The sequence below is a fragment of the Fictibacillus phosphorivorans genome (assembly GCF_023715845.1).
In the GTDB taxonomy this organism is placed as follows: Bacteria; Bacillota; Bacilli; order Bacillales; family Fictibacillaceae; genus Fictibacillus; species Fictibacillus phosphorivorans_D.
This window is the reverse complement of record NZ_JAMBOR010000001.1, coordinates 84,553-105,581: the sequence shown is the minus strand read 5'-3', so window position 1 is coordinate 105,581 and position 21,029 is coordinate 84,553. Positions and strand designations below refer to the sequence as shown.

The following is a 21,029-nucleotide window of genomic DNA, read 5'->3' as shown; positions in this document are numbered from 1 at the left end:
GGATTTCATCCCTAATTTCTGGTCTCAACATCCTTACTATAAAGCCTCCCATTCGCTTAACAGCATTACATCTTTGTCCGTCTTTTTACCTTCTGGCAATAAGCAAAGAAACTCCAATGAGTTTCCGTCAGGGTCACGAAAATACAAATTGGCGGTAGGTGTCCAAGTTTGCACCATGGGTTCTGTCGGCTCCAAACCAAAAGCCGCCCTCGGTTCAATCCCTTTTTCTAATAACCATTCCCGAGCGTTCTTGATCTCCTCATAACCAATCTTAAAGGCAAAATGACTCGTGTGAAATTCTTGTTCCGGCACTTCCCATACCCCTAACATCTGCTCTTTTTTTTGATTTTTATCAAACCAGAAGAAGGCTACCCTTCTCTCCTCTATCGTATAAGCGATATCCATGCCAAGCTTTTTATAAAAATCCACGGCTACTTCTAAATTCCTTGTTTTTACATGAGTTTCATATAACGTCCCAGGCATCATGTTGAAGTTATCCCCCTTGCTCTTTATTTTCTACTTAATCATTTCTCTAAGATTAGCCATTCTCCTACTTCTAAAAATAATCCCTTCCATTCTTTCCTAACTAATATTCCCAAATGCAGGATCCGTCTCGAGTAACTTAATCTCTTGACGGAGAAAGAAAATCATAACTTAACTATAACTTGTACTTCCTTTTTAACCCAGGATAGTTTCATATGATGGAGAAATCAGCTCTTGTAAATTAACTTAAAGAGACTCCACAATCTAGCCTTTTCATTAAAAAGAGTGCATTTCTTATTACAGGAATGCACTCGATTTTAGGGCTTAATTATTTAAATGAACATTTAACTTTTGGCATCCAGACTTTCTCCTTGATATCATTTAGCGAAATGCTCGATAAGCAAGTCACGAAACTTACGTGCTGCTAAAGATAAATAACGTTTTTCGGACCATGCTAACTGATAGGTACGCTGACAAATAGGCTCTATGATACGTAAAGGGTGAAAGGAGTTATCTTTTTCTAATAAAGTTTCTAACCAGAACGCAACTCCAATCCCCGACTTAACCAATTCTATTAATGTCTTAGAGTCATCTGTTTCACAGGCAATATTTGGTGTAAACCCGGCCTTCTGACATAATTCATCGGTGTCTTCGCGGAAAGAATGACCCTTTTTAAAGTGAATAAAAGGCTCATTCGCTCTATATTTTCATAAGAATCAGTTGTTTCAACTAATAGACCAAGTATCATATCTTCTTTAATCAAGGAGGTATGATAAAAAACCGGCTTTTTATTTAAACTTCAACATTCTGGCCGGATGCGGAAGATGTATTTCCTCTTAGATCGACGCACCAATTAGCATAAATGAAACATCTAGATTGCTATACAATGAATTTACCCTTTAATCTGAAGAGATTTTCAAGGCGAGAATAGCTTCCAATGCCCTTCAGAGATAACTTCGACTTCTTCATCGACTACTTTAATGGCGGTATCATCGTTAATGGCATATGCCGGCCCCTTTATCTCGGCTGCCCACCTCTCTGCGGCAGCCATGGTGTTGTCCGGCAGCATTGGGTGATCAAGGTGTGGGAACATGGCAAAATCAACAAGACCAAGCGCTTTATCCTCACCATCTGGTGGAGTCCAGCCAACAAAAATTTCACCAATTTCAGGTGCCATCACCATACTACCAGCACTCATTCCCACATATACTGCGCGTAGAGACGGTAAGAGCTCTGCTAACCCAGATTCTTGCATCCAATGGCTTAGGTAGAGAGTGTCGCCTCCTGAAACCAACAGGACGTCCGCTTCCTTTACGAGCGGTACCCAGCGCTCTTTGTCAATGCTTGGCAACGCAGTGAGTTCTAGCACGCCAACTGACTTCCAACCTAAATTAACCATTGGGTGCTCGGTATTCCCGCTAATGAACTTCCAAACTTTCACGCCTGGTCCGCCTCCTCCATACATTGCAGTGGGGATGCACAGTGCAGTGGAATCTGGAATGGGCTTGTCCAACATATCAACTAGCGCGTCGTGTATGCTTTTGTTATTAACGCCTGCAGATGTGAGGAGAAACTTCATAACATCAACTCCTTATTCGTTGGGTATTGCTGTAAAAGGTTTCTATATCTCAAAGATGATTCCTCTATTATTTTTAAATATTTGTTTACGGTTCACTTGCCAAATTAAAATAAAAAAAGATGCACTTCCCCATAACGGAAAATGCACCTTTCGTAATTATGATTTGATACGGAACTCAGAATTAGTTGTTAAAACATCTCTGATAACACGGCATCGTATGCTTCTAGAGTTTGATTCAACTCTTTTTCTCCATGAACGGTAGCCAAGCTGTATCGGTTTAAAGGCTTCGTATAGATTCCTTTTGAAAGTAATCCAAAATCGAGCTCTTTTCTTAGCGAGAAATTAGCATCTTGCAAGTCTCGATAGTTCATCACTTTTTCCTTTTCTGTCATGACTACGTTAAAAATGGATCCCTGACCGATACATTGCATCGCAACTCCACGACGTTTAAACAGATCCTCTATCCCATGTTTCAATCTTTCCGTTATAGTAAAGACCTGTTCGATCTCTTGTTCTAAAACTTCTATTGTCTTTAGTCCAGCCGCTAGAATCGTAGGGTGCCCGTTATAGGTTCCGCTATGAAAAAGGACATCTTTGGCACTTGATCTTTTACTTTGGCTGCTGTCGAACACATCTGATGAGGCAGTAGGTGCACTAACCATCATAATATCTTCCTTACCGCCAACGATTCCTACAGGAAACCCGCCACCTACTACCTTACCTAGAGCTGTAATATCTGGATCGATCTCGTAATATCCTTGAGCTCCCCCAAGTCCTAGACGAAAACCAGTTTTCACTTCATCAAAGATTAAAAGAATGTCCAGCTCTTCTGTTATTTTTCTAAGACCTTTTAAAAACTCACGCTCCGCTGGAATAAAACCTCCTTGGATAGGTTCCAGGATGACCGCTGCAATCTCATCTTTTTGTTTCTTTAAGATGCTATATGTGTGCTCGAGGTCATTAAAAGGAAGGGTTACTGTTTGTTCTGCATAATAAGGATCGATCCCTTTTGATTCTAATACAGAGTTTGGTTCGTGCTGTTCTCCTGCTTCTTCTAAAGAAGGATTAACGCTTAATAAAACTTGATCATACCCACCATGATAATGTCCTTCAAACTTGGCAATCTTATATTTACCGGTATACGCATACGCTAAACGCAATGCCAATAGAGTTGCTTCTGTTCCTGAATTGGTATATCTAACCTTATCCATACTTGGATACAGTTCTTTTATTTTTTTGCCCATATCCATTTCTAGTTGATGGGGAGTACCGAACAACATCGTCCCATCTGTTTCTAGTTGTTCTTGAATAGCTCGAATAACTTGAGGATGTCCATGGCCAAGCATTAAAGCACCATATGAAAGGAGGTAATCTACATACTCGTTTCCGTCTTTGTCATATAAATAGGCTCCCTTCCCTTTTTCCATAATAACGGGATACGGGTCAAATGATTTGATATTCGCTGTTACACCACCTGGCATAACGTCCTTTGCCTCTAAGAAAAACTCTTTTGATTTTGTAGTTTTGCTCTTAAATTCATTCAAGTAGTTGCTTTTTTGCTTGATCACTTTTAAGACCTCCATTTATGAAATAAAATTGTTTTTTCTTTAAAGTCATGAAATTTTTATTTCATTATAGACAAAAGGATGAGACTTGTGAACCCATATTTAATAAAAAAACAAAAAAGATTTCACTAAATCGAAATTATGAAATGTTTATTTCACTTTAATTATGTATTATAATATTCCATACTAATTAAAGTTATGAACAAAAGAGGTAATGATATGGATCAAATCAATGTATATAAATTAATCGCTGAGAAGAAACCGGCTATGAGCAAAGCCCAAGAAAAACTAGCTTCTTATATCATCAATAATCCGAATACCGTTCCGTTCTATAACGTAGCTACACTCGCAAAACAGGCAGGAGTTAGTGAGGCTTCCGTGGTACGTTTTGCCGTATTTTTAGGATATTCAGGATATCGTGAACTGCAGACCCAGATGCAAAACTCTGTTCAGCGACAACTAACAACGAAAGACAGATTAAAAATGTCTTCCGAGCTATACGAGGATTCAAGCCAGACGATTTATAAAGTGTTTGAAGATGATATCGCGAATCTAAAATCAACTATGGAAAACTTAGATTCAAAAGCATTAGTAGAGGCAGTAAATCACTTGCTAACCGGAAAAGAAATATATATTTCAGCCAATCGAAGTGCAGCTTCCATTGGATTATTTATGCACTACTATCTAGATCTTATTCTAGAGAATACGATTTTACTCGGACCTGTTGAAAATAAACCGGAACAGTTAATACGGTTGAGTAAGAAAGATGTAGTAGTTGGGATAAGCTTTGCGCGTTATACCAAGAGTACTGTTAACATGATGTCATTTGCTAAAGAGCGTGGAGCAACTACGATTGCAATTACCGATAACCTTCTATCACCCATCGTTCCTTATGCGGATGTTGTACTCACTGCATCCAGTCAAGTGCCAACTTTCTTTGATTCGTTTGTCGCTCCTTTGAGTCTTATCAATACACTTCTCGCCTCAGTAGGAAAGGAACGTATGAAAGATGCTGAAGATCGGCTTGAAAAAATGGAGGAATTCTGGGAAAGATTTGATACGTTTTATTCTAAATAATATAGGCTGCTATAAATGTTCCAAAGGGTTACGTTTGGAGGTGCTTTTCTAAAAATATGCACCGAATGACAGTTCTTATGACATCTCAAATGGCATATATAAAAGCAAAAATCGCCCCAAAACTGGGCGATTTTTCTTTGTTATAAATTCCTGCTCTTTTTAAACTAAAGCTCCCTTTTGTTTAAGTACAATTTTTCACAAATAACCCTATTAATCTTGAGATAAATAATCCAATTTCTTTCAGAAATTCTTCAATAATATAATTGGAACCTATATTGCTCAACATTTTATTAAAGAATTTTATATCAACTTCGTCACCATACAAATCTTCTCCGTTAGGGAAATAAGCATTCCTACTGCTGTTGTAGGAACGCCCCCTTTAGTTGAAGAAGGAACGCTGCAAACTAATAGGGTAATGTAGCACTTTACTTCTTGGATAAATAATATCTTGAATTAGCAAAAAATATGGTTCCAAAAAGAAACAACATAACTATAAACCAACTTGCAATAGCTGCATAATCACCTTTGAAAACAAATTCACTCGTTAAAGTAACAAATACCATAATTGCCATAACAACATATAAACCTATTAAATGCTTCATTAGTTAGATCACCATCCTTATTACGACTTATTTGTCTCCCTTAGTTTACCAAATAAACCCAACTATTTAAACTATCCTGCCCGTTAGTTAATTAGGAAAAGGATATTGCGGCAGAATCCAAGTGGCATTGGAATTGACAGCTATTTTGACACTACATTTTAAGGGTACAATACTTATTGTCCAATATAAAATATTAAGTCAATTGCTATGTCAAAAATGATGGAAGTGGCTAAAAAACCTTAATAAATAAGGAAAATGACGTGTGCAAATTCTCACGTCATTCTTTTTGCCATTTATCAATTAAGCACCCGAAAACGGAACCCTTTATAAATGTTCAGCAGTCTGCTTTTTTCTTATGTAAGAATCAACTAATACATTCTTCGTTATAATCATGCGATACTAATGACATTAGAATCTCATTTTCAATGCAGCGTGCTGCATAAGTCGCAAGCTTCGTTCCTTTTCCTCTAGAATAGCTCTCAATCGCCTTAATCAATCCTATCGTACCGATAGAAATTAGATCTTCCGTATCCTCACCTGTATTTTCAAACTTTTTTACAATATGAGCTACCAAACGTAAATTGTGTTCGATCAAAAGCCCTCTTGCTCTTTCATCTCCATTTGCCATATCTTTTAAGTACTGCTTTTCTTCATTCTCAGACAGTGGCTGGGGGAACGCATTGTTTTTAACGTATGAAACAAAAAGCATGACTTCTTTGAAAAAATAGGCCAACACACCTACTAATGACATAACAGCACCTCCAAGACATTTCTTCCTCCTTAAACTTTATGCGAAGCTGGGCTCGGGTGTGTCTGTACATATCAATTGGACTTTTTTATTTCATTCGGGAAATTGATGAAGAGGATGGTGTATAAGAAGGTGATGATTCGAATCCAGTTAAATAAATTGGTAATTTTTCATAAGGGTAATTTATGTGTACACTTTCACAAACTTTTATTATAATAATAGTTGTAAAGGGGGAAACACAAATGATACATCCTAAGGTCATTTTCGCTTCTACAAGACCTTATTCGTTAACAGCATCAATCATTCCTGTCCTTTTTGGAACGATTTTAGCATTACAATGGACAAGCATCAATTGGACTACATTCTTACTCACACTCATAGGTGCTGTATTTTTACAATGCGGGACAAACCTTGTAAATGATTATTTTGATCATGTTAAAGGTGCAGATATTCCAGGTTCATTAAGTCCTTCTGGTGTTATTGATCGAAAAGAAATGACACCTCGACAAGTTTATATTACCGGACTCATTTTCTTTAGCTTAAGTATTATTGTGGGACTGATTTTAACTGCATTAACAGGACCAGTAGTTCTCTTTATTGGTATTCCATCATTATTAGTCGGCTACTTTTACACAGCAACACGGTATGCATTAGCATATAACGGTTTAGGCGAGGTAGCTTCTGGCAGCACGCTAGGAATTCTAGCGGTGGTTGGTTCTTTTTATACACAAACGCTTAACCTGAACATGGAAGTCTTCTTAGCAGCTATACCGAATGCGCTTCTTGTTATGGCCATTCTACATGCCAACAATCTTCGAGATTTTGATACGGATAAACAGATTGGCAAAACAACGATAGCAGGATTGATCGGTAGGAAAGCATCTCGTATCGAGTTCTATGTCCTCATGCTTGGGACTTATATTAGTTTAGTTGCTCTAGTATTTTTAAATATCTTACCGGTATGGAGCCTTATTGCTGCAATAACGCTGCCGATTGCGTTAAAAGGACTACAGATTGCTGTATCTACGTGGGAAGCTAAACAGCTTAACAAAGCACTAGGATTAACAGCTATGCTTCACATGGCTTTTGGCATCCTTCTATGCATCGGAACATTAACAGGTATCCTATTGTAAAAAAAAGACATCCTCCTATAATCGGAGGATGTCTTTTTTTATCCTTTTCCAGCTTGAAATCCAGGGTACAGTGTCATTCCGCCATCCGCGATCAATGTTAATCCTGTAACATAGCTCGCTTGGCTTGACGCCAGCCAAACCGCTGTTGCTGCAATTTCTTCAGGCTCACCTATATACCCCATCGGAATGAGTTTCAAAACTCCTTCTTTCTGTTTTGGATCTGAAAATTTTTCAGCATTGATCGGGGTGTTAATTGCACCTGGAGCGATGCTGTTGATTCTAATCTTCTTTGGTGCATATTCTAAAGCAAGTGTTTGTGTCATCAGCTTGATACCGCCCTTACTTGCTGCATAATGTACAAAGTGCGGCCACGGGATGATTTCATGCACACTTGACATATTGACAATCGATCCCTGAATATCATGTTCTAGAAAATAATCAATCGCTTCTCGGCATCCTAGAAATTGACCAGTTAAATTTGTAGATATTACTTTGTTCCAATCTTCTAATGTCAGTTCGTGTGAAGGTACCTCGTTTTCAATTCCTGCATTATTGACCATCACATGAAGTGAACCGAATTCTTCTACCGCTTTTTTTATTAAGTTCTTAATATCTCCCTCTTTGGTTACGTCTCCCTGCACTGCAATGGCATTTCCGCCGCGCTGCTTAATTTCTTCTATAATTGCATTTGATTCCTTCGATTGCTTATCTGAATGATAATTAATGACAACATTTGCTCCCTCTTGACCAAAACGAATTGCACAAGCTTTCCCAATACCTGTAGCTGCTCCTGTAATAATTACTGTTTTTCCTTCTAAATCTGGATACATACAACCCACTCCTCTTATTTACGTTTTTGTAAATCCTAACATTACACCGCCTAGGATGATCAGTACACAACCTGAGATAACCCATATGACTTCCTTTTTACTCCGTTTTTCACCTAGTATAAAAATCCCGCCTAGAGTTGAAATAATAATCCCCGTTTGTGATAAAGAAAAACTTGTTGCAATTCCGATCAAAGGTAATGCAAGCAATAGCGTTAAGTTTCCCGTACTCCAGATCAAGCCTGTCAAAATGTTTCTCATTGAGTACTTATTAAACGGCTTATGTTTAAAAGACATCACCAATGCTCCTATAAACATACCTATCGCTTGAGGAAGAATTGCCTCCCACCCGTTTATTTCAAACCATCTGATCAGTACGACGTATGTAACATATCCGACAGTTGAAATTAAAAGAATCGTGATTCCTTTTTTGAAATTTTGGTTTTCTTTTTCATTTGCCTTCTTACTTCTACGGGAAGTCAGCAATGCCCCAGCCACAATCGCGACGATGGCAGCAAGTCCGATCATAATCTCCGTCGTTGTTTTCCATTCATGAAAAACAAGTACGCCAAAGAGTGTTGTGCCAAACAATTGCATACCTGTTGATAAGGGAACAATCTTTGAAACCCCTAAATAATCGACACTCGCAAATTGATTTCGCTGACCGATTACCCAGAAGATTCCCGAAATCACTCCGATCGCAAACACAGCCATGTTAAGGTCAGGCTGAACAATAAAGAATGCTACAAGGGAAAACAGTAATGCTCCAAGTGTCATCCCAAAGGTTTGGCTATGGAAGTCACCTCCGAGTTTTTCACTGACTAATACAATACTTCCCCAGCAAACTGCTGTAATTAATGCCCATATGATACCCAATAAAACCACTTCTCTCTTTCTATAAATTGTTAAAACTTAGTATGACCTTTTACGGTTATTGAGTATTCATACCCCTATTTACAATTCCTAAAAACAAAAATACCGCCCTTTTTAAAGGACGGTACGTGAAATTTTATTATTGTTTTACTTATTTCGCAATTTCTTGTAATTGCACTTTGCACTTTCTAACTACATTGTACATAAGTGCGGTAAAGCCTAAACACATTAGTGAAGCGATACCTAAAGTCATCGATTGGGTAAAGTTTTTGTCTTCCACTGGAAGGACTAATCCTACATAGAAGAATGTGCTTACTGCCAACAAAATAAAACCAAAGCGCTGGTAGTCAGCTATCTTTTTTTGAAGTTCTTTTTCTAGTTTGTTTGTCATGCAGCTACCTCCTAACCTCTATAAAAAGAATAACATAGGTAAGTCAGCTACCTGCCAAGCACTTTTTGACAATCTCGTGAAGAAACTATGGCAAAATCGTGATAAAAAAAAACGATTTAAGTCCTAATTATTGGTATTAAAAACGGATTGATTTCTGACTTAATATCTCTTTAAAATAAGCGAAAAAAAGAGCAGACGCAGCGTCTGCTCTTCCTATTTAGTTTTCTAATGCATTCTTTAAATCTTCAATCAAGTCTTCTGCATCTTCAATACCTACAGAGATACGAACCAAACCATCAGTGATTCCTAGTTCTGCTCTGCGTTCTGCTGGAATAGAAGCATGCGTCATTCTTGCTGGAACGGAGATCAAACTTTCAACCGCTCCTAAGCTTTCAGCTAAAGTGAAGTACTTTACTTTTTTAAGGAGTTTATCAGCGTTCTCTTGGCTTCCAACATCAAACGATACCATACCGCCAAAGCCGCCTGACTGTTTTTTTGCGATCTCGTGCTGAGGATGATCTTCAAGACCTGGATAGTAAATTTTTTCAACAGAAGGATGCTCTTTTAAGAAATCAACAATTTTTTTTGTGTTGCTCTCATGAGCTTCCATTCTTAAACCTAATGTTTTAATCCCTCGGATTAATAACCAAGAATCCTGAGGTCCTAATACACCGCCAGTAGAGTTCTGTACGAAGTGCAAGTCTTCCCCTAGCTTGTCGTCGTTTACAACGACTAGACCTGCTACAACGTCACTGTGGCCGCCGATATACTTGGTAGCTGAATGCAAGACGATGTCAGCACCAAGTTCGATCGGATTTTGCCAATAAGGTGTATTAAATGTATTATCCACCATAAAGAGAAGATCTTTAGATTTCGCCCATTTCGCCGCTGCTTCAATATCAGTCACTTTTAATAATGGGTTTGTTGGTGTTTCAACGTAAAGAGCCTTTGTATTCGGCTTTAATGCCGCTTCGATTTGATCCAAATCCGTTGTGTCTACAAACGTAGACTCAATGCCAAGGCGGTTCAATACTTTTGACATGACACGGTAAGTCCCGCCATATACATCATCCGTTAGGATGACGTGGTCTCCAGAATCACACAGCATCATAACAGCTGTTATAGCAGCCATACCTGAACCAAAAGCGAAACCTCGCTTTCCACCTTCAAGATCTTTAATCAACTCTTCTAGTGCATGACGTGTTGGGTTACCTGTTCTTGAATATTCGAATCCTTTATGCACACCAACATCATCTTGCTGATATGTGCTTACCTGATAGATCGGATAGACTAACGCTCCTGTATTTTTATCAGAAGGAATGCCTCCGTGGATTAATTGGGTTTTCCTTTTCATATCAGACGCCTCCTTCATAAATTTTCTTGCTTAAATATCGCTCTGAGCTGTCTGGGAAAATCGTTACAATAATATCACCTTTTTTGGCTGACTGCGCTTCTAATAAAGATGCATGCAAGGCTGCACCGGAAGAACTTCCAACTAAAAGTCCTTCATTTCTCGCAAGCTCTGCTACACGTTTGAACGCATCAGCATCTGTTACCGTGTGTATGCTGTTAAAATAGGAGGTATCCATATATTCAGGAAGAAACTCCATTCCGATTCCTTCCGTCTTATGCGGGCCGGATTCTCCCCCGTTTAATATTGATCCTTCTGGTTCAACAATTACAGTCTTAACATTAGGATTTTTTTCTTTTAAATAGCGAGCAGTTCCCATAAACGTTCCGCCCGTTCCTGCTCCAGCCACAAAAACATCCACTTTACCATCAAGATCTCTCCAAATTTCAGGACCTAACGTCTTGTAATACGTTTTAGGGTTATCTGGATTTGAGAATTGTGCAGGAGAAAACGAATTTGGAATCTCATTTAAAAGTTCCTTCGTTTTCTTTATTGCCCCTTTTATGCCTTCTGATGTTGGAGTATGAATAATCTTTGCACCAAGAGCTTTCATAAGCTCCTGCTTTTCAATACTGAACTTTTCAGGGATCACAAAACAAACATTGATTCCTTTTTTGATCGCAGCAAGTGCGAGACCAATCCCCGTGTTACCTGCAGTGGGTTCAATGACGGTTCCGCCAGGTTTAAGTTTTCCAGACGAGAGCGCACTTTCTAAAAGCTCTACACCTAATCTGTCCTTCACACTGCCACCTGGGTTCATGAACTCCAATTTTGCAAAAAGGCGCACTCCTTCTGGAAGAGAAAACTGTGTGATCTCCATAAGAGGAGTATTGCCGATCAGTTCATGGACATTCTTATAATACTTCATTTTAAAAGCCCTCTATTCAGCGAATACAACATGCCATTCATCTTTTTTAGCAAGCATCTTACGAGCGATCTCTTTAGCACCTTCAAGGCTGTGGTTTGCTGCCCATCCGCACTGTACTTCATTACACGCAGGTACTTCTGTTGCTTCTAATACATCGTTAAGCGTTTTTTCTAAAACTTTTAGGATTTCATCGTAGTTATCATGGTTGATAACAGATAAATAGAAACCTGTTTGACAACCCATCGGACTGATATCCACAACAGTAGAGTGGTGATTACGGATGTTTTCTGCCATCAAGTGCTCGATGGAGTGAAGACCTTCCATCGGCATGTGATCTTTATTAGGCTGGCAGAAACGGATGTCATATTTATGAATGACATCACCGTTAGCTCCAGTAGTCGTACCAGCTAAACGGATGTATGGGGCAACAACTTTAGTATGATCAAGATTAAAGCTTTCAACATTCATTTTTTTAGTCATTATGATTTCAGCTCCTCTACGATTTTTTGAACAAGTTCTGCGGAATTTTTTGATGCCGTTTCTAAAAACTGGTCATACGATACACGCGCATCTTTACCGGCAATATCTGATAACGAACGGATAATAACAAATGGGACGTTAAACTGGTAACATGTTTGAGCGATTGCGGCAGCTTCCATCTCCGCTGCATACAAAGTTGGGAATTTCTTACGTATGTCTTCTACCCTCTCATGATCACTCATAAACGAATCACCTGATGCGATCAATCCTTTAGCAACTTGGATCTCTTCCACACGAGCGCCTGCTTTTACAGCTGCTTCTACGAGTGTTTGGTCCGGCATGTAATTTGCAGGCATCTGAGGAACTTGCCCGTATTCGTACCCAAAGATCGTTGCATCTACATCGTGATGGCGAACATCTGTGGAGATTACAACATCGCCAACGTTTAGATCTGCATGAAAACCGCCTGCAGATCCTGTATTTATGATAGCATCTGGCTCATACATCTGAATCATGAGTGTCGTTCCGATCGTCGCGTTAACTTTTCCGATTCCGGATTTTAAAAGTACAACTTCCTGACCGTTTAAAGATCCTTTATAGAATTCACAGCCTGCAAGCTTTTTTTCCTGAAGCTCTGATAGCTGCTCTCTTAAAAGAACAACTTCTTCTTCCATCGCACCAATAATTCCAATTCTCTTCATCTTAATTCTCCAATAACTATTTTTTTACCGCTTCCATTAACCAGACGTACTCATTTAGCTTTTCAAATGAGACTTCAAAATCGTGCTTTTTAAAAATGTCATCGAGTACCTCTAGTGTTGTATAGTATTCCGTCTGTAAGTCTTTTAATAGATTTAAATAACCCTGCTTTTTTACTTTTTCATGACGTTCTATTTTTTCTGATTCGTGAAGGAATGCGGTATCTGCAAATACAATTTTACCATCTTTTTTAAGCAGCTGGCTATAGTGTCTGATAGCCGTGTCTTTTTCATCGTCTGTGAGGTGATGAAAAGCATACGTACTAACAATCGTATCGATCTCTTTATCTAGTTTAGGGAATGACAAAAAGTCACCGTCATGTAGTTCTAATTGCGGATTTCGTTTAAGTGCTTTTTCACGCATCCCTTTAGAAGGTTCGATCCCTATGACCGTTTTACCTTTAGAAAGCAGTTTTTCGCTTAAATTACCTGTTCCTACGCCAAATTCTAACACCGTCTTGCCAGATCGATTTACCACCGTCTCTAGAATATGTTCATAGTTATGAAATACTTCCTTGTATTCTACTTCCCCTCCAGCTACTGTTTCATCATAAGAAGAAGACCACTCATCAAAAAGCTCTATAAACTCTCGTCCCATTTTAGTCACTCCAAATATTAAAATATATTATTCCTATCAACATACTATGAATTAAATGATTACAGGTTCCAAATTACCACAATTTCGTAATATTATCAAATGTATACACCTGTAAATGATTCATTTTTTGTTAAAATTTATAACCCATATAGTGGCACCAGCAAAACGATTTATTCCGAATTGAGAAAGTGTGCTTGTTTGTAATATAAGACGAAAAAAAGACAACCTTATTGGAGCAGGTTGTCTAAATTATCTTTATTGAACTTGGGTTACACTAGTTGGCTGCCATCCCTTTTCAGGAATCCATTGCAGAACCACATCGTATTTAACCTTTTCCGTTTTAGATTGTACCGTTCCTTTTGATAGATCAGGACCTCCGCCATTTCCAAGCCAGAAGATGGTCATTTGATCTTCTGGGATGTTTGTAGCGTAAGAAAGTGCCTGAACCATCTCTTTCCAGTCTTGAGACTGTGAGTCATATGATTTCTGATGAGGTTCAGTTTGTGAAGTTCCGATTGGTGACCAAGGACCTTCAGGACCTCCGCCTTCTGGTGTTTCACTATCAGGTGGAGTTTCTTCTGTATTTGTTTCTGTATCTTCTTTCTGATTTTCAGACTCATCAGAAGAACTATTCTGATCCCCTTTATCTGATTCCATTTCAATCGAAGAATCTTCTTCTTTTGTTCCCTGATTGCTCTCCGTTTGTTCACTATCTGATGTTGAGGCCGTTTTATTATCATCACCAGAGAAAAGATTGAACGCAACCACAACAATAAGCAAAAATACCAACCCGATAGCTATGTTCAGAAATCGATTTTGTTTTCGCTTTTCTAATCTCGATTCATAGCGCTGATTTCGTTTCATGTTATCCTCCCCCAGTAAATAAGCTCATTCTATTTTACCATGAGCTTCCTGATTGGAACACTTTTTCCTTCTTATTCTCTCAATCTTCTTCTTGGCTGTCTGAAATCTCCATAACTCTCTTTGCGATATCAGCATAAACAGACATCGTTCGGTTAAGTGTACCGTGTTTCATATCCACTACGACTAAAGCAAATTTAGGTTTGTCCGCTGGAAAATAACCTGCGAACCATTTATTAAAAACGTTCGATTTATCACCCTTCTGTGCTGTTCCCGTCTTCCCCGCTACTTGAAAAGGAAGTGATTGCAAAGTGTGCCCTGTCCCTTTTTCATCCCTTACCGTTTTAACCAGTAAAGATTGCAGCCTCATGATCGTATAAGGCGACAGCGAATCCTTTTGGCCCATATGGTCTTTAAATGCGACCAATTCCGTACCGTTGGCAAAATTCACTGATTTAGCAGCTTTAACTTCCGACCATTCACCTCCCCTTGCAATAGTAGCCATCATATTAGCAGCTGCTAGCGGAGTAATTTTGACATCCAGCTGCCCGATGGCGGTCTGAGATATGGCGAGTGGTGATTGATAATCCTGAATCTTTTTATTAGAATTTCTGATCTGTCCTCGTTCTTCCTGATAAAAATGTGAAAAGTCATCATAGTGGTAGATTTGTCCTCTCCACCCATTTAGATCAAGAAGACCTAGTTTAGAAGCATAATCTTCAATAAAATCAGGATCTTCCCCAGCCATTTCATTGGCGAGATCGCCAAATGTCTTATTGCAGCTTTGGGCAAAACTATCCTCAAAATTTAACATACCTAACTTTCTTTCATCTTCTTTTCCATAGATGTTTACATTACAATCATAAAGTGTATCGTTTTGAACCTTGTTTTTCTCAATTGAAGCGGCAGCTGTTACTATCTTAAAGATTGAACCAGGAATTTGATGACTAGTCATCTTGTTTTCGTGTTTATAGATCGTCTCACTATTAAATACTGGCCGGCTCGCCATTGCAAGAAGTTCACTCGTTTCTACATCAAGCAATACAGCGCCTCCTGCTTCAAGTTCATGCTCACTCAAATATTTTTCCACAGCTTCTTGCATTTTTTTATCAATAGTTGTTGTCACATGTAAAGGGTACAGCGGATTTGTCTGTGCACGATATTTAACATCCAGTCCAAATAAAGGATTACCTTGCCTGTCTACATGATAAATAAACTGCGTTTCACCTTCAGAAATCAAAAAAGGATCAAACGTAAATTGCATACCATTTTTACCGGTTTTGGTTGATGTGCTTATGGTTCCTTTTTCTAATTTATCTCTATACTTTTCCTTTATTAAATCCGGGTCTTCTCCGACAGCCCCGATCACATGATTTGCAAAAGGAAGAGGTTTTCTTTTGGTGACAAGCTGTGCATACAAGCCCGGGATTTCTAATTCATTAATCTGATTCATCTGCTGAAGAGTCAGCTCTTTAGGAAGCATTAAAGCAGCAGGTTTTTTCATGCTTAAAATCATATTTTCTATTCTTTCCGAGGGAATGTGAAGGATATTTGATATTGTGTTTACTGGCCAGTCCTTTGTATAGAGACTGGGGAACACAACAACTTGAGGTTCTACATCTGTAGAAAGCAGTTCACCATTGCGGTCTAGAAAATAGCCTCTCCCATCATTAATCGTAAAACGGTGAGTCCGCTGGTTTACACTTTCTTCAATTAAATTTACATGGTTTTTTGAAAAGGATTTGGTTGAAATAAGCTGTATATCTGCTAAACGGTAGATCAGACCGATAATAGATATTAATATGATCACACCTGCAGCGATTGTTCTTTTACGAGATAACAATGTGGTCACCTCCCTAACCACATTTTCGCCTCATCTCTACCTTCTTAAACAACAGCTGTTGAGGGTGAACCCTGTCAGCCTTCTTTTTTGGATCAAAGATCTAAATGGAGTTTTCACGGTACGTGTTCTTATAATCTGTTATTTTACAAACCAGCACGTATCTGGTTTTGATTCATTCCACTTTTCCCCTTCGGTTCATATAAAAAAGGGGCTTAAACTCAAAAGTTTTTACACTTTTGAGTCAGCCCCTTTCTTCACGTTCATTCATTTATTTTACTTCAAGAATAACTACGTTGATTTCTCCGCCAGGTGTTTGAACAGAGACCTTGTCACCTGGTTTTTTACCTAACAAACTTTTAGCCATTGGAGAATCGTTAGAAATTTTACCTTCAAACGGATCTGCTTCAGCACTTCCAACGATAACATAGGTCTCTTCATCCCCATCAGGAAGCTCTTTAAACTTAACAGATTTCCCAATGGAAACGTTATCAGATTGGTCTTTATTATCTTCTATAATCACTGAATCACGAATCATCTTTTCTAATTGAACAATACGCGCCTCTACAAACGCTTGCTCGTCCTTTGCAGCATCATACTCAGAGTTCTCAGAAAGGTCACCGAAGCTTCTTGCTACTTTTATTCTTTCAACAACTTCTTTTCTGCGTTCTGTTTTTAAATATTCCAATTCGTTTTCTAATTTTTGCTTACCTTCTAATGTCATATAGTGTTTTTTCTCGTCTGCCATGTTTATTCACTCCTTCAATAATCAGTACCCTTGTTACGTTATATGAAAATTCCGGCAGGGTATGTATAAAAAATAGGACAATAGTTGAATGCCATGCCGTTTAAAGAAAAGATTACCCAAGTATACCGAAAAAATGAGGAGAGTTCCTCATTTTTTCAATAATGCTTTCTCTTCTAAAATGGTTTTTATTTTTGTAACCATCAAATCTATTGCAACACGGTTTTGACCGCCTTCTGGGATAATAATGTCTGCGTACCTTTTTGTAGGTTCGATAAACTGATTATGCATCGGTCGCACCACTGAAGTATATTGATCGATTACTGATTCTAAAGTTCTGCCTCGGTCACGTATGTCACGGACCATTCTTCTGATGATTCGTACATCAGCATCAGTGTCGACAAATAACTTTATGTCCATCAAATCACGTAAACGCTCATCTTCGAGTATAAGTATACCTTCCAATATAATGACATCTTTAGCATCAACTGGGATAATTTTATCACTTCTTGTATGTGCTGTATAGTCGTACACAGGTTTTTCAATCGATTCATAGGCAAGAAGTGATTGAATATGCTGGATCAATAGATCGTTATCAAAAGCGAGTGGATGATCATAATTCGTATTCAACCGCTCTTCCATTGACTTCTCAGATTGGTCTTTATAATAAGCATCCTGCTCAATAATAAGGATCGACTGATTCGCAAACTGCCTATAGATCTCTTTCGCTACCGTTGTTTTACCTGATCCGGACCCGCCTGCAACCCCAATTACGATAGGTTTTTGTGCCATTTTACTACTCCTCCAAACTACTCTACCTTTAGGTTTTTCGTATGCTCACCATCATACCATCTCCTACCGGCAAGATTGAAGAATAATAATCAGGATGCTGCATGATATATTCATTAAAGCTTCTAATTTTTTTCACGAGAGAACGCAGCCTTCTGCTCTCTAAGCCTTTTTCATCCGCGACATAGCCCCTAAAGAGTACGTTATCTGTAATGATCATACCGTCTTGTGACAGCATTGCAGAATAATGATCAAAAAAGTTTTGATACTGCCCTTTTGCTGCATCGATAAAGATAAAATCATATGATGCATATTGTTCTACTTGACTCTGTAATTCATTCGCATCACCAAGCAATAAGGTTATTCTATCATTGAGTCCTAGTGCGTTTACGTTTTCTTTTGCTATATTGTACCGTTCTTCATCTCTTTCAATACTTACTATTTCGGACGTCTCATTCGCAAGAGCCATCCTTATAGCAGAATAACCGATTGCTGTACCCACTTCGAGAATTCGTTTAGGGGATTTAATCCTGATATAAGATAATAAGGTCTCCATACCTGATAATTCCATGATCGGTACATCATGCTCTTTCGCATATTGCTCCATTTTTAAAAGATGTTCAGAGCGTGTAGGGATTAAATTTTCTAGATATTGGTTCACACTATTTGAGACCAAAGTAACACGCCTCCTTCACACTAACCCGGTATATTGTAACATAATCTTTTTGTGAAGGCGAGAGGCCAGGATATTACCTATCATTGAAAACATTATAAAAAGGATACTATATGTCAGTATCCTCATAAAACATTACTGCTCTTTATGCCATACTTTCCATTCATCTTTATATTTCTGGTAAATGGCATGGTGTTCTTGCAGGGTTTTCGTATAGATCACTTCTCCGTTCGGTCTTGCATAGAAGAATAGTTCTTCCATCTTAACGGGCTTTAAGGCAGCTTCAATTGACTTTTCTCCTGGAGATGCAATAGGACCAATAGGAATTCCTTTATAGCGGTACGTATTATAAGGAGAATCGACTTTAAGGTGCTCATATAAAACCTGTACACCAAAATCTTTTCTAGCATATTTAACCGTTGGGTCAGAATCCAACTTCATATCTTGATCTAATCTATTATGAAAAACACCCGAGATTTTTTTTCGATCCTCTTCACGTTGAGACTCTTCTTCAATAAGAGAAGCTAACGTAATGGTTTCAAATACTGAATATCCGCTTTTCTTCATGTCACTCTCATACTTAGCAATAACAATTGAAGACTGTTCAACCATTTTATCTACGATATCTTTCAACTCAGGCTTCTTTTTGTCAAAATCATAGGTCGCAGGAAACAAGAATCCTTCTAACGGATAATAGAGTCCCTCTTTGTAAATATCATCTGGTATATTCTTATATTTTTTAGACAGCTCTTTTAAGAAAGTTCGGCCCTTCATCACTTTTAAAACTTCTTCTTTTTTATAACCTGTTTTTGTACTTATTTCTCCAGCAATTTGAGGAACATTATACCCTTCTGGAATGGTTAAAGTGAGTTCTGGTTTTTTAAATAACTTCCCTTCTTTAAGAGCAGCGATAATTTCGGTAAGGTTCATGGATGGAGACAGTTGATAAACTCCTGCTTGAAAATTGCCTTCTCCCGTAACACGTGTATACAGTTTAAAGAACTTTCCGCTGTTAATAACTCCTTTTTCCTCTAGCTCTTCTCCGATACTCTCAGCATTAGAGCCGATTGGAATCTCAACAGTGACACTCTCTTTATTCGCTGAATCCATTGCTCCCAAATTCTTATTATAGTAAAAATATAGAATTCCAGCCGCAAGGACAATCACTGTTACAAACAAAGCAACTATAGTTAAAATGATGGATTTTTTACGTTTCTTTTTCTTATTATCTATGTAATTCCCAGAAGACTGGAGTTGTATCATCCTTTTTCCCCCTTCCATCTGTTTAATTATACTTTCGCTTGCAGAAATTGTCGAGATTAGCAGTAATAACAAAAATAGGATAACCCTCGAAGAGTCATCCTAACACATGTTTAGTTAAGTAAAGAATAAATTTTAGATTGCTACGAAATGATTTTATTTCTTCTAAAGGTTCACTGCATTGGGCATTTTCTGAACATCGATGCAAGTTGATTGGAGCGTAAGGTGGCCGACTCCTGCGGGACGAACAATCAGGTGGAGACTCCTAATGGCGCAAAGCGGCAGGAGGCTCCCCGAGGAAAGCATGCAACCTGGAGCGGAAATCAACTACTTCCAAAACCTCCAATGTAATCACAAAGTAATCGCGAAAAAAGCACAAAAAAGCTGCCAATAATATGGCAGCCATCTTACAATTATTCCGTTTCGTACTCATCATCTTGGAACGTATTTAGCATTTCCTCGATCATATCCCACTCTTCGTCCGTTTCAAGAGGGAATAAAGCAAGATCATCATCTGCTTCTCCCTTTTCTTCATAACGGAAAGGGAATACTTCTACTTCATCCGTATCGTCATCTTCAGAATCAGATACAGGAATAGTTACCATGTATGATTTTCCAGTCTGGTCAACATCAAATTTGAAGAGTACTTCAAACAGGTTTTCATCACCGTTCTCATCCGGAATAATAATACGCTCGCGTTCTTCTTTTGCCATTATAGGCTCACCTCAATTTTTATTTTTTTGGCTATCCATATATCCTTGCAGAATGATAACAGCAGCTAGTTTATCAATGACCTGCTTACGTTTCTTTCTGCTTACATCAGCGGATATAAGAGTACGTTCAGCTGCCATTGTTGTCAGCCTCTCATCCCATAGGATAACCGAAAGACCAGTAAGACTTTCAATTTCTTTCGCAAAGTTTTGGCAAGCCTCACCGCTGGGGCCGATCGAACCGTTCATATTCTTTGGCAGGCCGATCACCACTGTGCCGATTTCATACTCTGAAATCAGTTCTTGAATTCTTTTTAAGTCTTCTTCAGGATGGTTAGGACGCCTTCTGATTGTTTCTACGCCTTGTGCTGTCCAGCCAAGCAGGTCTGATACAGCAACACCAATCGTTTTTGTACCGACGTCCAATCCAAGTATTCTTGTCATTAACGACTGCTTCCTTCTTTTTGGTTTAAAAGGTAAGATTTTACGAGCTCTTCGATAAGCTCGTCCCGCTCAAGTTTACGGATTATACTTCTCGCATCATTGTGACGCGGAATATATGCCGGATCACCTGAGAGCAAATAACCAACAATCTGGTTGATCGGATTGTAGCCTTTATCCTGCAGGGCGTCATATACAGAAAACAGGACAGTTTCAACATTTGTCTTATATGCATCATCTTCGTTGAAATTAAACTTCATCGTCTTGTCCATTGAACTCACTTGCGAACACCTCTTTCTGAAGATCTCCCTTAAGGG

22 protein-coding genes and 2 pseudogenes are annotated in these 21,029 nt (G+C 38.5%); 2 read left to right on the top strand and 22 right to left on the bottom strand.

Annotation, left to right across the window (positions count from 1 at the left end; translation table 11 throughout):
- Nucleotides 1-36: 36 nt before the first annotated feature.
- From M3206_RS00505 to M3206_RS00495, 4 genes and pseudogenes are all read right to left on the bottom strand, one after another.
- Nucleotides 37-486 carry a VOC family protein gene (locus M3206_RS00505; protein WP_251310555.1) on the bottom strand — a complete coding sequence of 150 codons (450 nt, stop codon included), beginning with the start codon at nucleotides 484-486 and terminating at the stop codon, nucleotides 37-39.
- A gap of 374 nt (nucleotides 487-860) precedes the next feature.
- Nucleotides 861-1,169 (bottom strand): annotated as a pseudogene (locus M3206_RS19145) (LysR substrate-binding domain-containing protein); the annotation flags it as partial.
- A gap of 230 nt (nucleotides 1,170-1,399) precedes the next feature.
- Nucleotides 1,400-2,062 carry a Type 1 glutamine amidotransferase-like domain-containing protein gene (locus tag M3206_RS00500; protein WP_251310554.1) on the bottom strand — a complete coding sequence of 221 codons (663 nt, stop codon included), beginning with the start codon at nucleotides 2,060-2,062 and terminating at the stop codon, nucleotides 1,400-1,402.
- Nucleotides 2,063-2,250: 188 nt separating this feature from the next.
- A complete protein-coding gene (locus M3206_RS00495) occupies nucleotides 2,251-3,645 on the bottom strand; it encodes an aspartate aminotransferase family protein (protein ID WP_425590687.1) in 1,395 nt (464 codons plus the stop codon).
- Nucleotides 3,646-3,846: 201 nt separating this feature from the next.
- On the opposite strand from M3206_RS00495, the gene M3206_RS00490 reads away from it, so the two are divergent.
- A complete protein-coding gene (locus tag M3206_RS00490; RefSeq protein WP_251310552.1) occupies nucleotides 3,847-4,704 on the top strand; it encodes a MurR/RpiR family transcriptional regulator in 858 nt (285 codons plus the stop codon).
- Nucleotides 4,705-5,706: 1,002 nt separating this feature from the next.
- On the opposite strand, the pseudogene M3206_RS00485 reads toward M3206_RS00490, so the two are convergent.
- Nucleotides 5,707-6,057: pseudogene (locus M3206_RS00485) on the bottom strand (sigma-70 family RNA polymerase sigma factor); the annotation flags it as partial.
- A 239-nt stretch (nucleotides 6,058-6,296) separates the two neighbouring features.
- Between M3206_RS00485 and menA the strand changes: the two are divergent.
- Nucleotides 6,297-7,187 carry a 1,4-dihydroxy-2-naphthoate octaprenyltransferase gene (menA, locus tag M3206_RS00480; RefSeq protein WP_251310551.1) on the top strand — a complete coding sequence of 297 codons (891 nt, stop codon included), beginning with the start codon at nucleotides 6,297-6,299 and terminating at the stop codon, nucleotides 7,185-7,187.
- 38 nt (nucleotides 7,188-7,225) lie between these two features.
- Here the strand turns inward: menA and M3206_RS00475 are convergent, their stop codons facing one another.
- The 17 genes from M3206_RS00475 to M3206_RS00395 all read right to left on the bottom strand — a co-directional run bounded on the left by M3206_RS00475 (nucleotide 7,226) and on the right by M3206_RS00395 (nucleotide 20,993).
- Nucleotides 7,226-8,017: a glucose-1-dehydrogenase gene (locus M3206_RS00475; RefSeq protein ID WP_251310550.1), complete on the bottom strand. Its 792-nt coding sequence runs from the start codon at nucleotides 8,015-8,017 to the stop codon at nucleotides 7,226-7,228.
- Nucleotides 8,018-8,035: 18 nt separating this feature from the next.
- Nucleotides 8,036-8,890 carry a GRP family sugar transporter gene (locus M3206_RS00470; RefSeq protein WP_251310549.1) on the bottom strand — a complete coding sequence of 285 codons (855 nt, stop codon included), beginning with the start codon at nucleotides 8,888-8,890 and terminating at the stop codon, nucleotides 8,036-8,038.
- A gap of 148 nt (nucleotides 8,891-9,038) precedes the next feature.
- Nucleotides 9,039-9,278 carry a YrhC family protein gene (locus M3206_RS00465; RefSeq protein ID WP_251310548.1) on the bottom strand — a complete coding sequence of 80 codons (240 nt, stop codon included), beginning with the start codon at nucleotides 9,276-9,278 and terminating at the stop codon, nucleotides 9,039-9,041.
- Between the two features lie 217 nt (nucleotides 9,279-9,495).
- A complete protein-coding gene (locus M3206_RS00460) occupies nucleotides 9,496-10,632 on the bottom strand; it encodes a bifunctional cystathionine gamma-lyase/homocysteine desulfhydrase (RefSeq protein WP_251310547.1) in 1,137 nt (378 codons plus the stop codon).
- Between the two features lies 1 nt (nucleotide 10,633).
- Nucleotides 10,634-11,557: a PLP-dependent cysteine synthase family protein gene (locus M3206_RS00455; protein ID WP_251310546.1), complete on the bottom strand. Its 924-nt coding sequence runs from the start codon at nucleotides 11,555-11,557 to the stop codon at nucleotides 10,634-10,636.
- A 12-nt stretch (nucleotides 11,558-11,569) separates the two neighbouring features.
- Entirely contained in the window at nucleotides 11,570-12,037 is a 468-nt protein-coding gene (locus M3206_RS00450) for an S-ribosylhomocysteine lyase (RefSeq protein ID WP_251310545.1), read from the bottom strand.
- Entirely contained in the window at nucleotides 12,037-12,738 is a 702-nt protein-coding gene (mtnN, locus tag M3206_RS00445) for a 5'-methylthioadenosine/S-adenosylhomocysteine nucleosidase (protein WP_251310544.1), read from the bottom strand. Before mtnN ends, M3206_RS00450 begins: the two co-directional genes overlap by 1 nt.
- A 16-nt stretch (nucleotides 12,739-12,754) precedes the next feature.
- Nucleotides 12,755-13,393 carry a class I SAM-dependent DNA methyltransferase gene (locus tag M3206_RS00440; protein ID WP_251310543.1) on the bottom strand — a complete coding sequence of 213 codons (639 nt, stop codon included), beginning with the start codon at nucleotides 13,391-13,393 and terminating at the stop codon, nucleotides 12,755-12,757.
- A gap of 255 nt (nucleotides 13,394-13,648) precedes the next feature.
- Nucleotides 13,649-14,257, bottom strand: coding sequence for a YrrS family protein (locus M3206_RS00435; protein ID WP_251310542.1), 609 nt, complete (start codon nucleotides 14,255-14,257; stop codon nucleotides 13,649-13,651).
- A gap of 79 nt (nucleotides 14,258-14,336) precedes the next feature.
- Nucleotides 14,337-16,097: a peptidoglycan D,D-transpeptidase FtsI family protein gene (locus M3206_RS00430; protein ID WP_251310541.1), complete on the bottom strand. Its 1,761-nt coding sequence runs from the start codon at nucleotides 16,095-16,097 to the stop codon at nucleotides 14,337-14,339.
- Nucleotides 16,098-16,365: 268 nt separating this feature from the next.
- Nucleotides 16,366-16,842, bottom strand: a complete 477-nt coding sequence (gene greA / locus M3206_RS00425) for a transcription elongation factor GreA (RefSeq protein WP_251310540.1) — start codon at nucleotides 16,840-16,842, stop codon at nucleotides 16,366-16,368.
- Between the two features lie 147 nt (nucleotides 16,843-16,989).
- Complete coding sequence (gene udk, locus M3206_RS00420; RefSeq protein WP_251310539.1) at nucleotides 16,990-17,631, bottom strand: uridine kinase; 642 nt, start codon at nucleotides 17,629-17,631, stop codon at nucleotides 16,990-16,992.
- 28 nt (nucleotides 17,632-17,659) lie between these two features.
- Nucleotides 17,660-18,304, bottom strand: a complete 645-nt coding sequence (locus M3206_RS00415; protein ID WP_251310538.1) for an O-methyltransferase — start codon at nucleotides 18,302-18,304, stop codon at nucleotides 17,660-17,662.
- Between the two features lie 132 nt (nucleotides 18,305-18,436).
- The gene (gene mltG / locus M3206_RS00410; RefSeq protein WP_251310537.1) at nucleotides 18,437-19,564 is read right to left on the bottom strand and encodes an endolytic transglycosylase MltG; all 1,128 of its coding nucleotides are present in this window, start codon (nucleotides 19,562-19,564) and stop codon (nucleotides 18,437-18,439) included.
- Nucleotides 19,565-19,974: 410 nt separating this feature from the next.
- A complete protein-coding gene (locus M3206_RS00405; RefSeq protein WP_251310536.1) occupies nucleotides 19,975-20,274 on the bottom strand; it encodes a DUF1292 domain-containing protein in 300 nt (99 codons plus the stop codon).
- A 12-nt stretch (nucleotides 20,275-20,286) separates the two neighbouring features.
- On the bottom strand, nucleotides 20,287-20,715 hold the full coding sequence (ruvX, locus tag M3206_RS00400) for a Holliday junction resolvase RuvX (protein ID WP_251310535.1): 429 nt from the start codon (nucleotides 20,713-20,715) through the stop codon (nucleotides 20,287-20,289).
- Nucleotides 20,715-20,993, bottom strand: coding sequence for an IreB family regulatory phosphoprotein (locus tag M3206_RS00395; protein ID WP_251310534.1), 279 nt, complete (start codon nucleotides 20,991-20,993; stop codon nucleotides 20,715-20,717). Before M3206_RS00395 ends, ruvX begins: the two co-directional genes overlap by 1 nt.
- Nucleotides 20,994-21,029: the final 36 nt, after the last annotated feature.

Bases quoted from the DNA above. Each gene is read 5' to 3' on its own strand.
- M3206_RS00505 (WP_251310555.1), bottom strand. From the start codon at position 486: ATGATGCCTGGGACGTTATATGAAACTCATGTAAAAACAAGGAATTTA.
- M3206_RS00500 (WP_251310554.1), bottom strand. From the start codon at position 2,062: ATGAAGTTTCTCCTCACATCTGCAGGCGTTAATAACAAAAGCATACAC.
- M3206_RS00495 (WP_425590687.1), bottom strand. From the start codon at position 3,645: ATGGAGGTCTTAAAAGTGATCAAGCAAAAAAGCAACTACTTGAATGAA.
- M3206_RS00490 (WP_251310552.1), top strand. From the start codon at position 3,847: ATGGATCAAATCAATGTATATAAATTAATCGCTGAGAAGAAACCGGCT.
- menA (WP_251310551.1), top strand. From the start codon at position 6,297: ATGATACATCCTAAGGTCATTTTCGCTTCTACAAGACCTTATTCGTTA.
- M3206_RS00475 (WP_251310550.1), bottom strand. From the start codon at position 8,017: ATGTATCCAGATTTAGAAGGAAAAACAGTAATTATTACAGGAGCAGCT.
- M3206_RS00465 (WP_251310548.1), bottom strand. From the start codon at position 9,278: ATGACAAACAAACTAGAAAAAGAACTTCAAAAAAAGATAGCTGACTAC.
- M3206_RS00460 (WP_251310547.1), bottom strand. From the start codon at position 10,632: ATGAAAAGGAAAACCCAATTAATCCACGGAGGCATTCCTTCTGATAAA.
- M3206_RS00455 (WP_251310546.1), bottom strand. From the start codon at position 11,557: ATGAAGTATTATAAGAATGTCCATGAACTGATCGGCAATACTCCTCTT.
- M3206_RS00450 (WP_251310545.1), bottom strand. From the start codon at position 12,037: ATGACTAAAAAAATGAATGTTGAAAGCTTTAATCTTGATCATACTAAA.
- mtnN (WP_251310544.1), bottom strand. From the start codon at position 12,738: ATGAAGAGAATTGGAATTATTGGTGCGATGGAAGAAGAAGTTGTTCTT.
- M3206_RS00440 (WP_251310543.1), bottom strand. From the start codon at position 13,393: ATGGGACGAGAGTTTATAGAGCTTTTTGATGAGTGGTCTTCTTCTTAT.
- M3206_RS00435 (WP_251310542.1), bottom strand. From the start codon at position 14,257: ATGAAACGAAATCAGCGCTATGAATCGAGATTAGAAAAGCGAAAACAA.
- greA (WP_251310540.1), bottom strand. From the start codon at position 16,842: ATGGCAGACGAGAAAAAACACTATATGACATTAGAAGGTAAGCAAAAA.
- udk (WP_251310539.1), bottom strand. From the start codon at position 17,631: ATGGCACAAAAACCTATCGTAATTGGGGTTGCAGGCGGGTCCGGATCA.
- mltG (WP_251310537.1), bottom strand. From the start codon at position 19,564: ATGATACAACTCCAGTCTTCTGGGAATTACATAGATAATAAGAAAAAG.
- M3206_RS00405 (WP_251310536.1), bottom strand. From the start codon at position 20,274: ATGGCAAAAGAAGAACGCGAGCGTATTATTATTCCGGATGAGAACGGT.
- ruvX (WP_251310535.1), bottom strand. From the start codon at position 20,715: ATGACAAGAATACTTGGATTGGACGTCGGTACAAAAACGATTGGTGTT.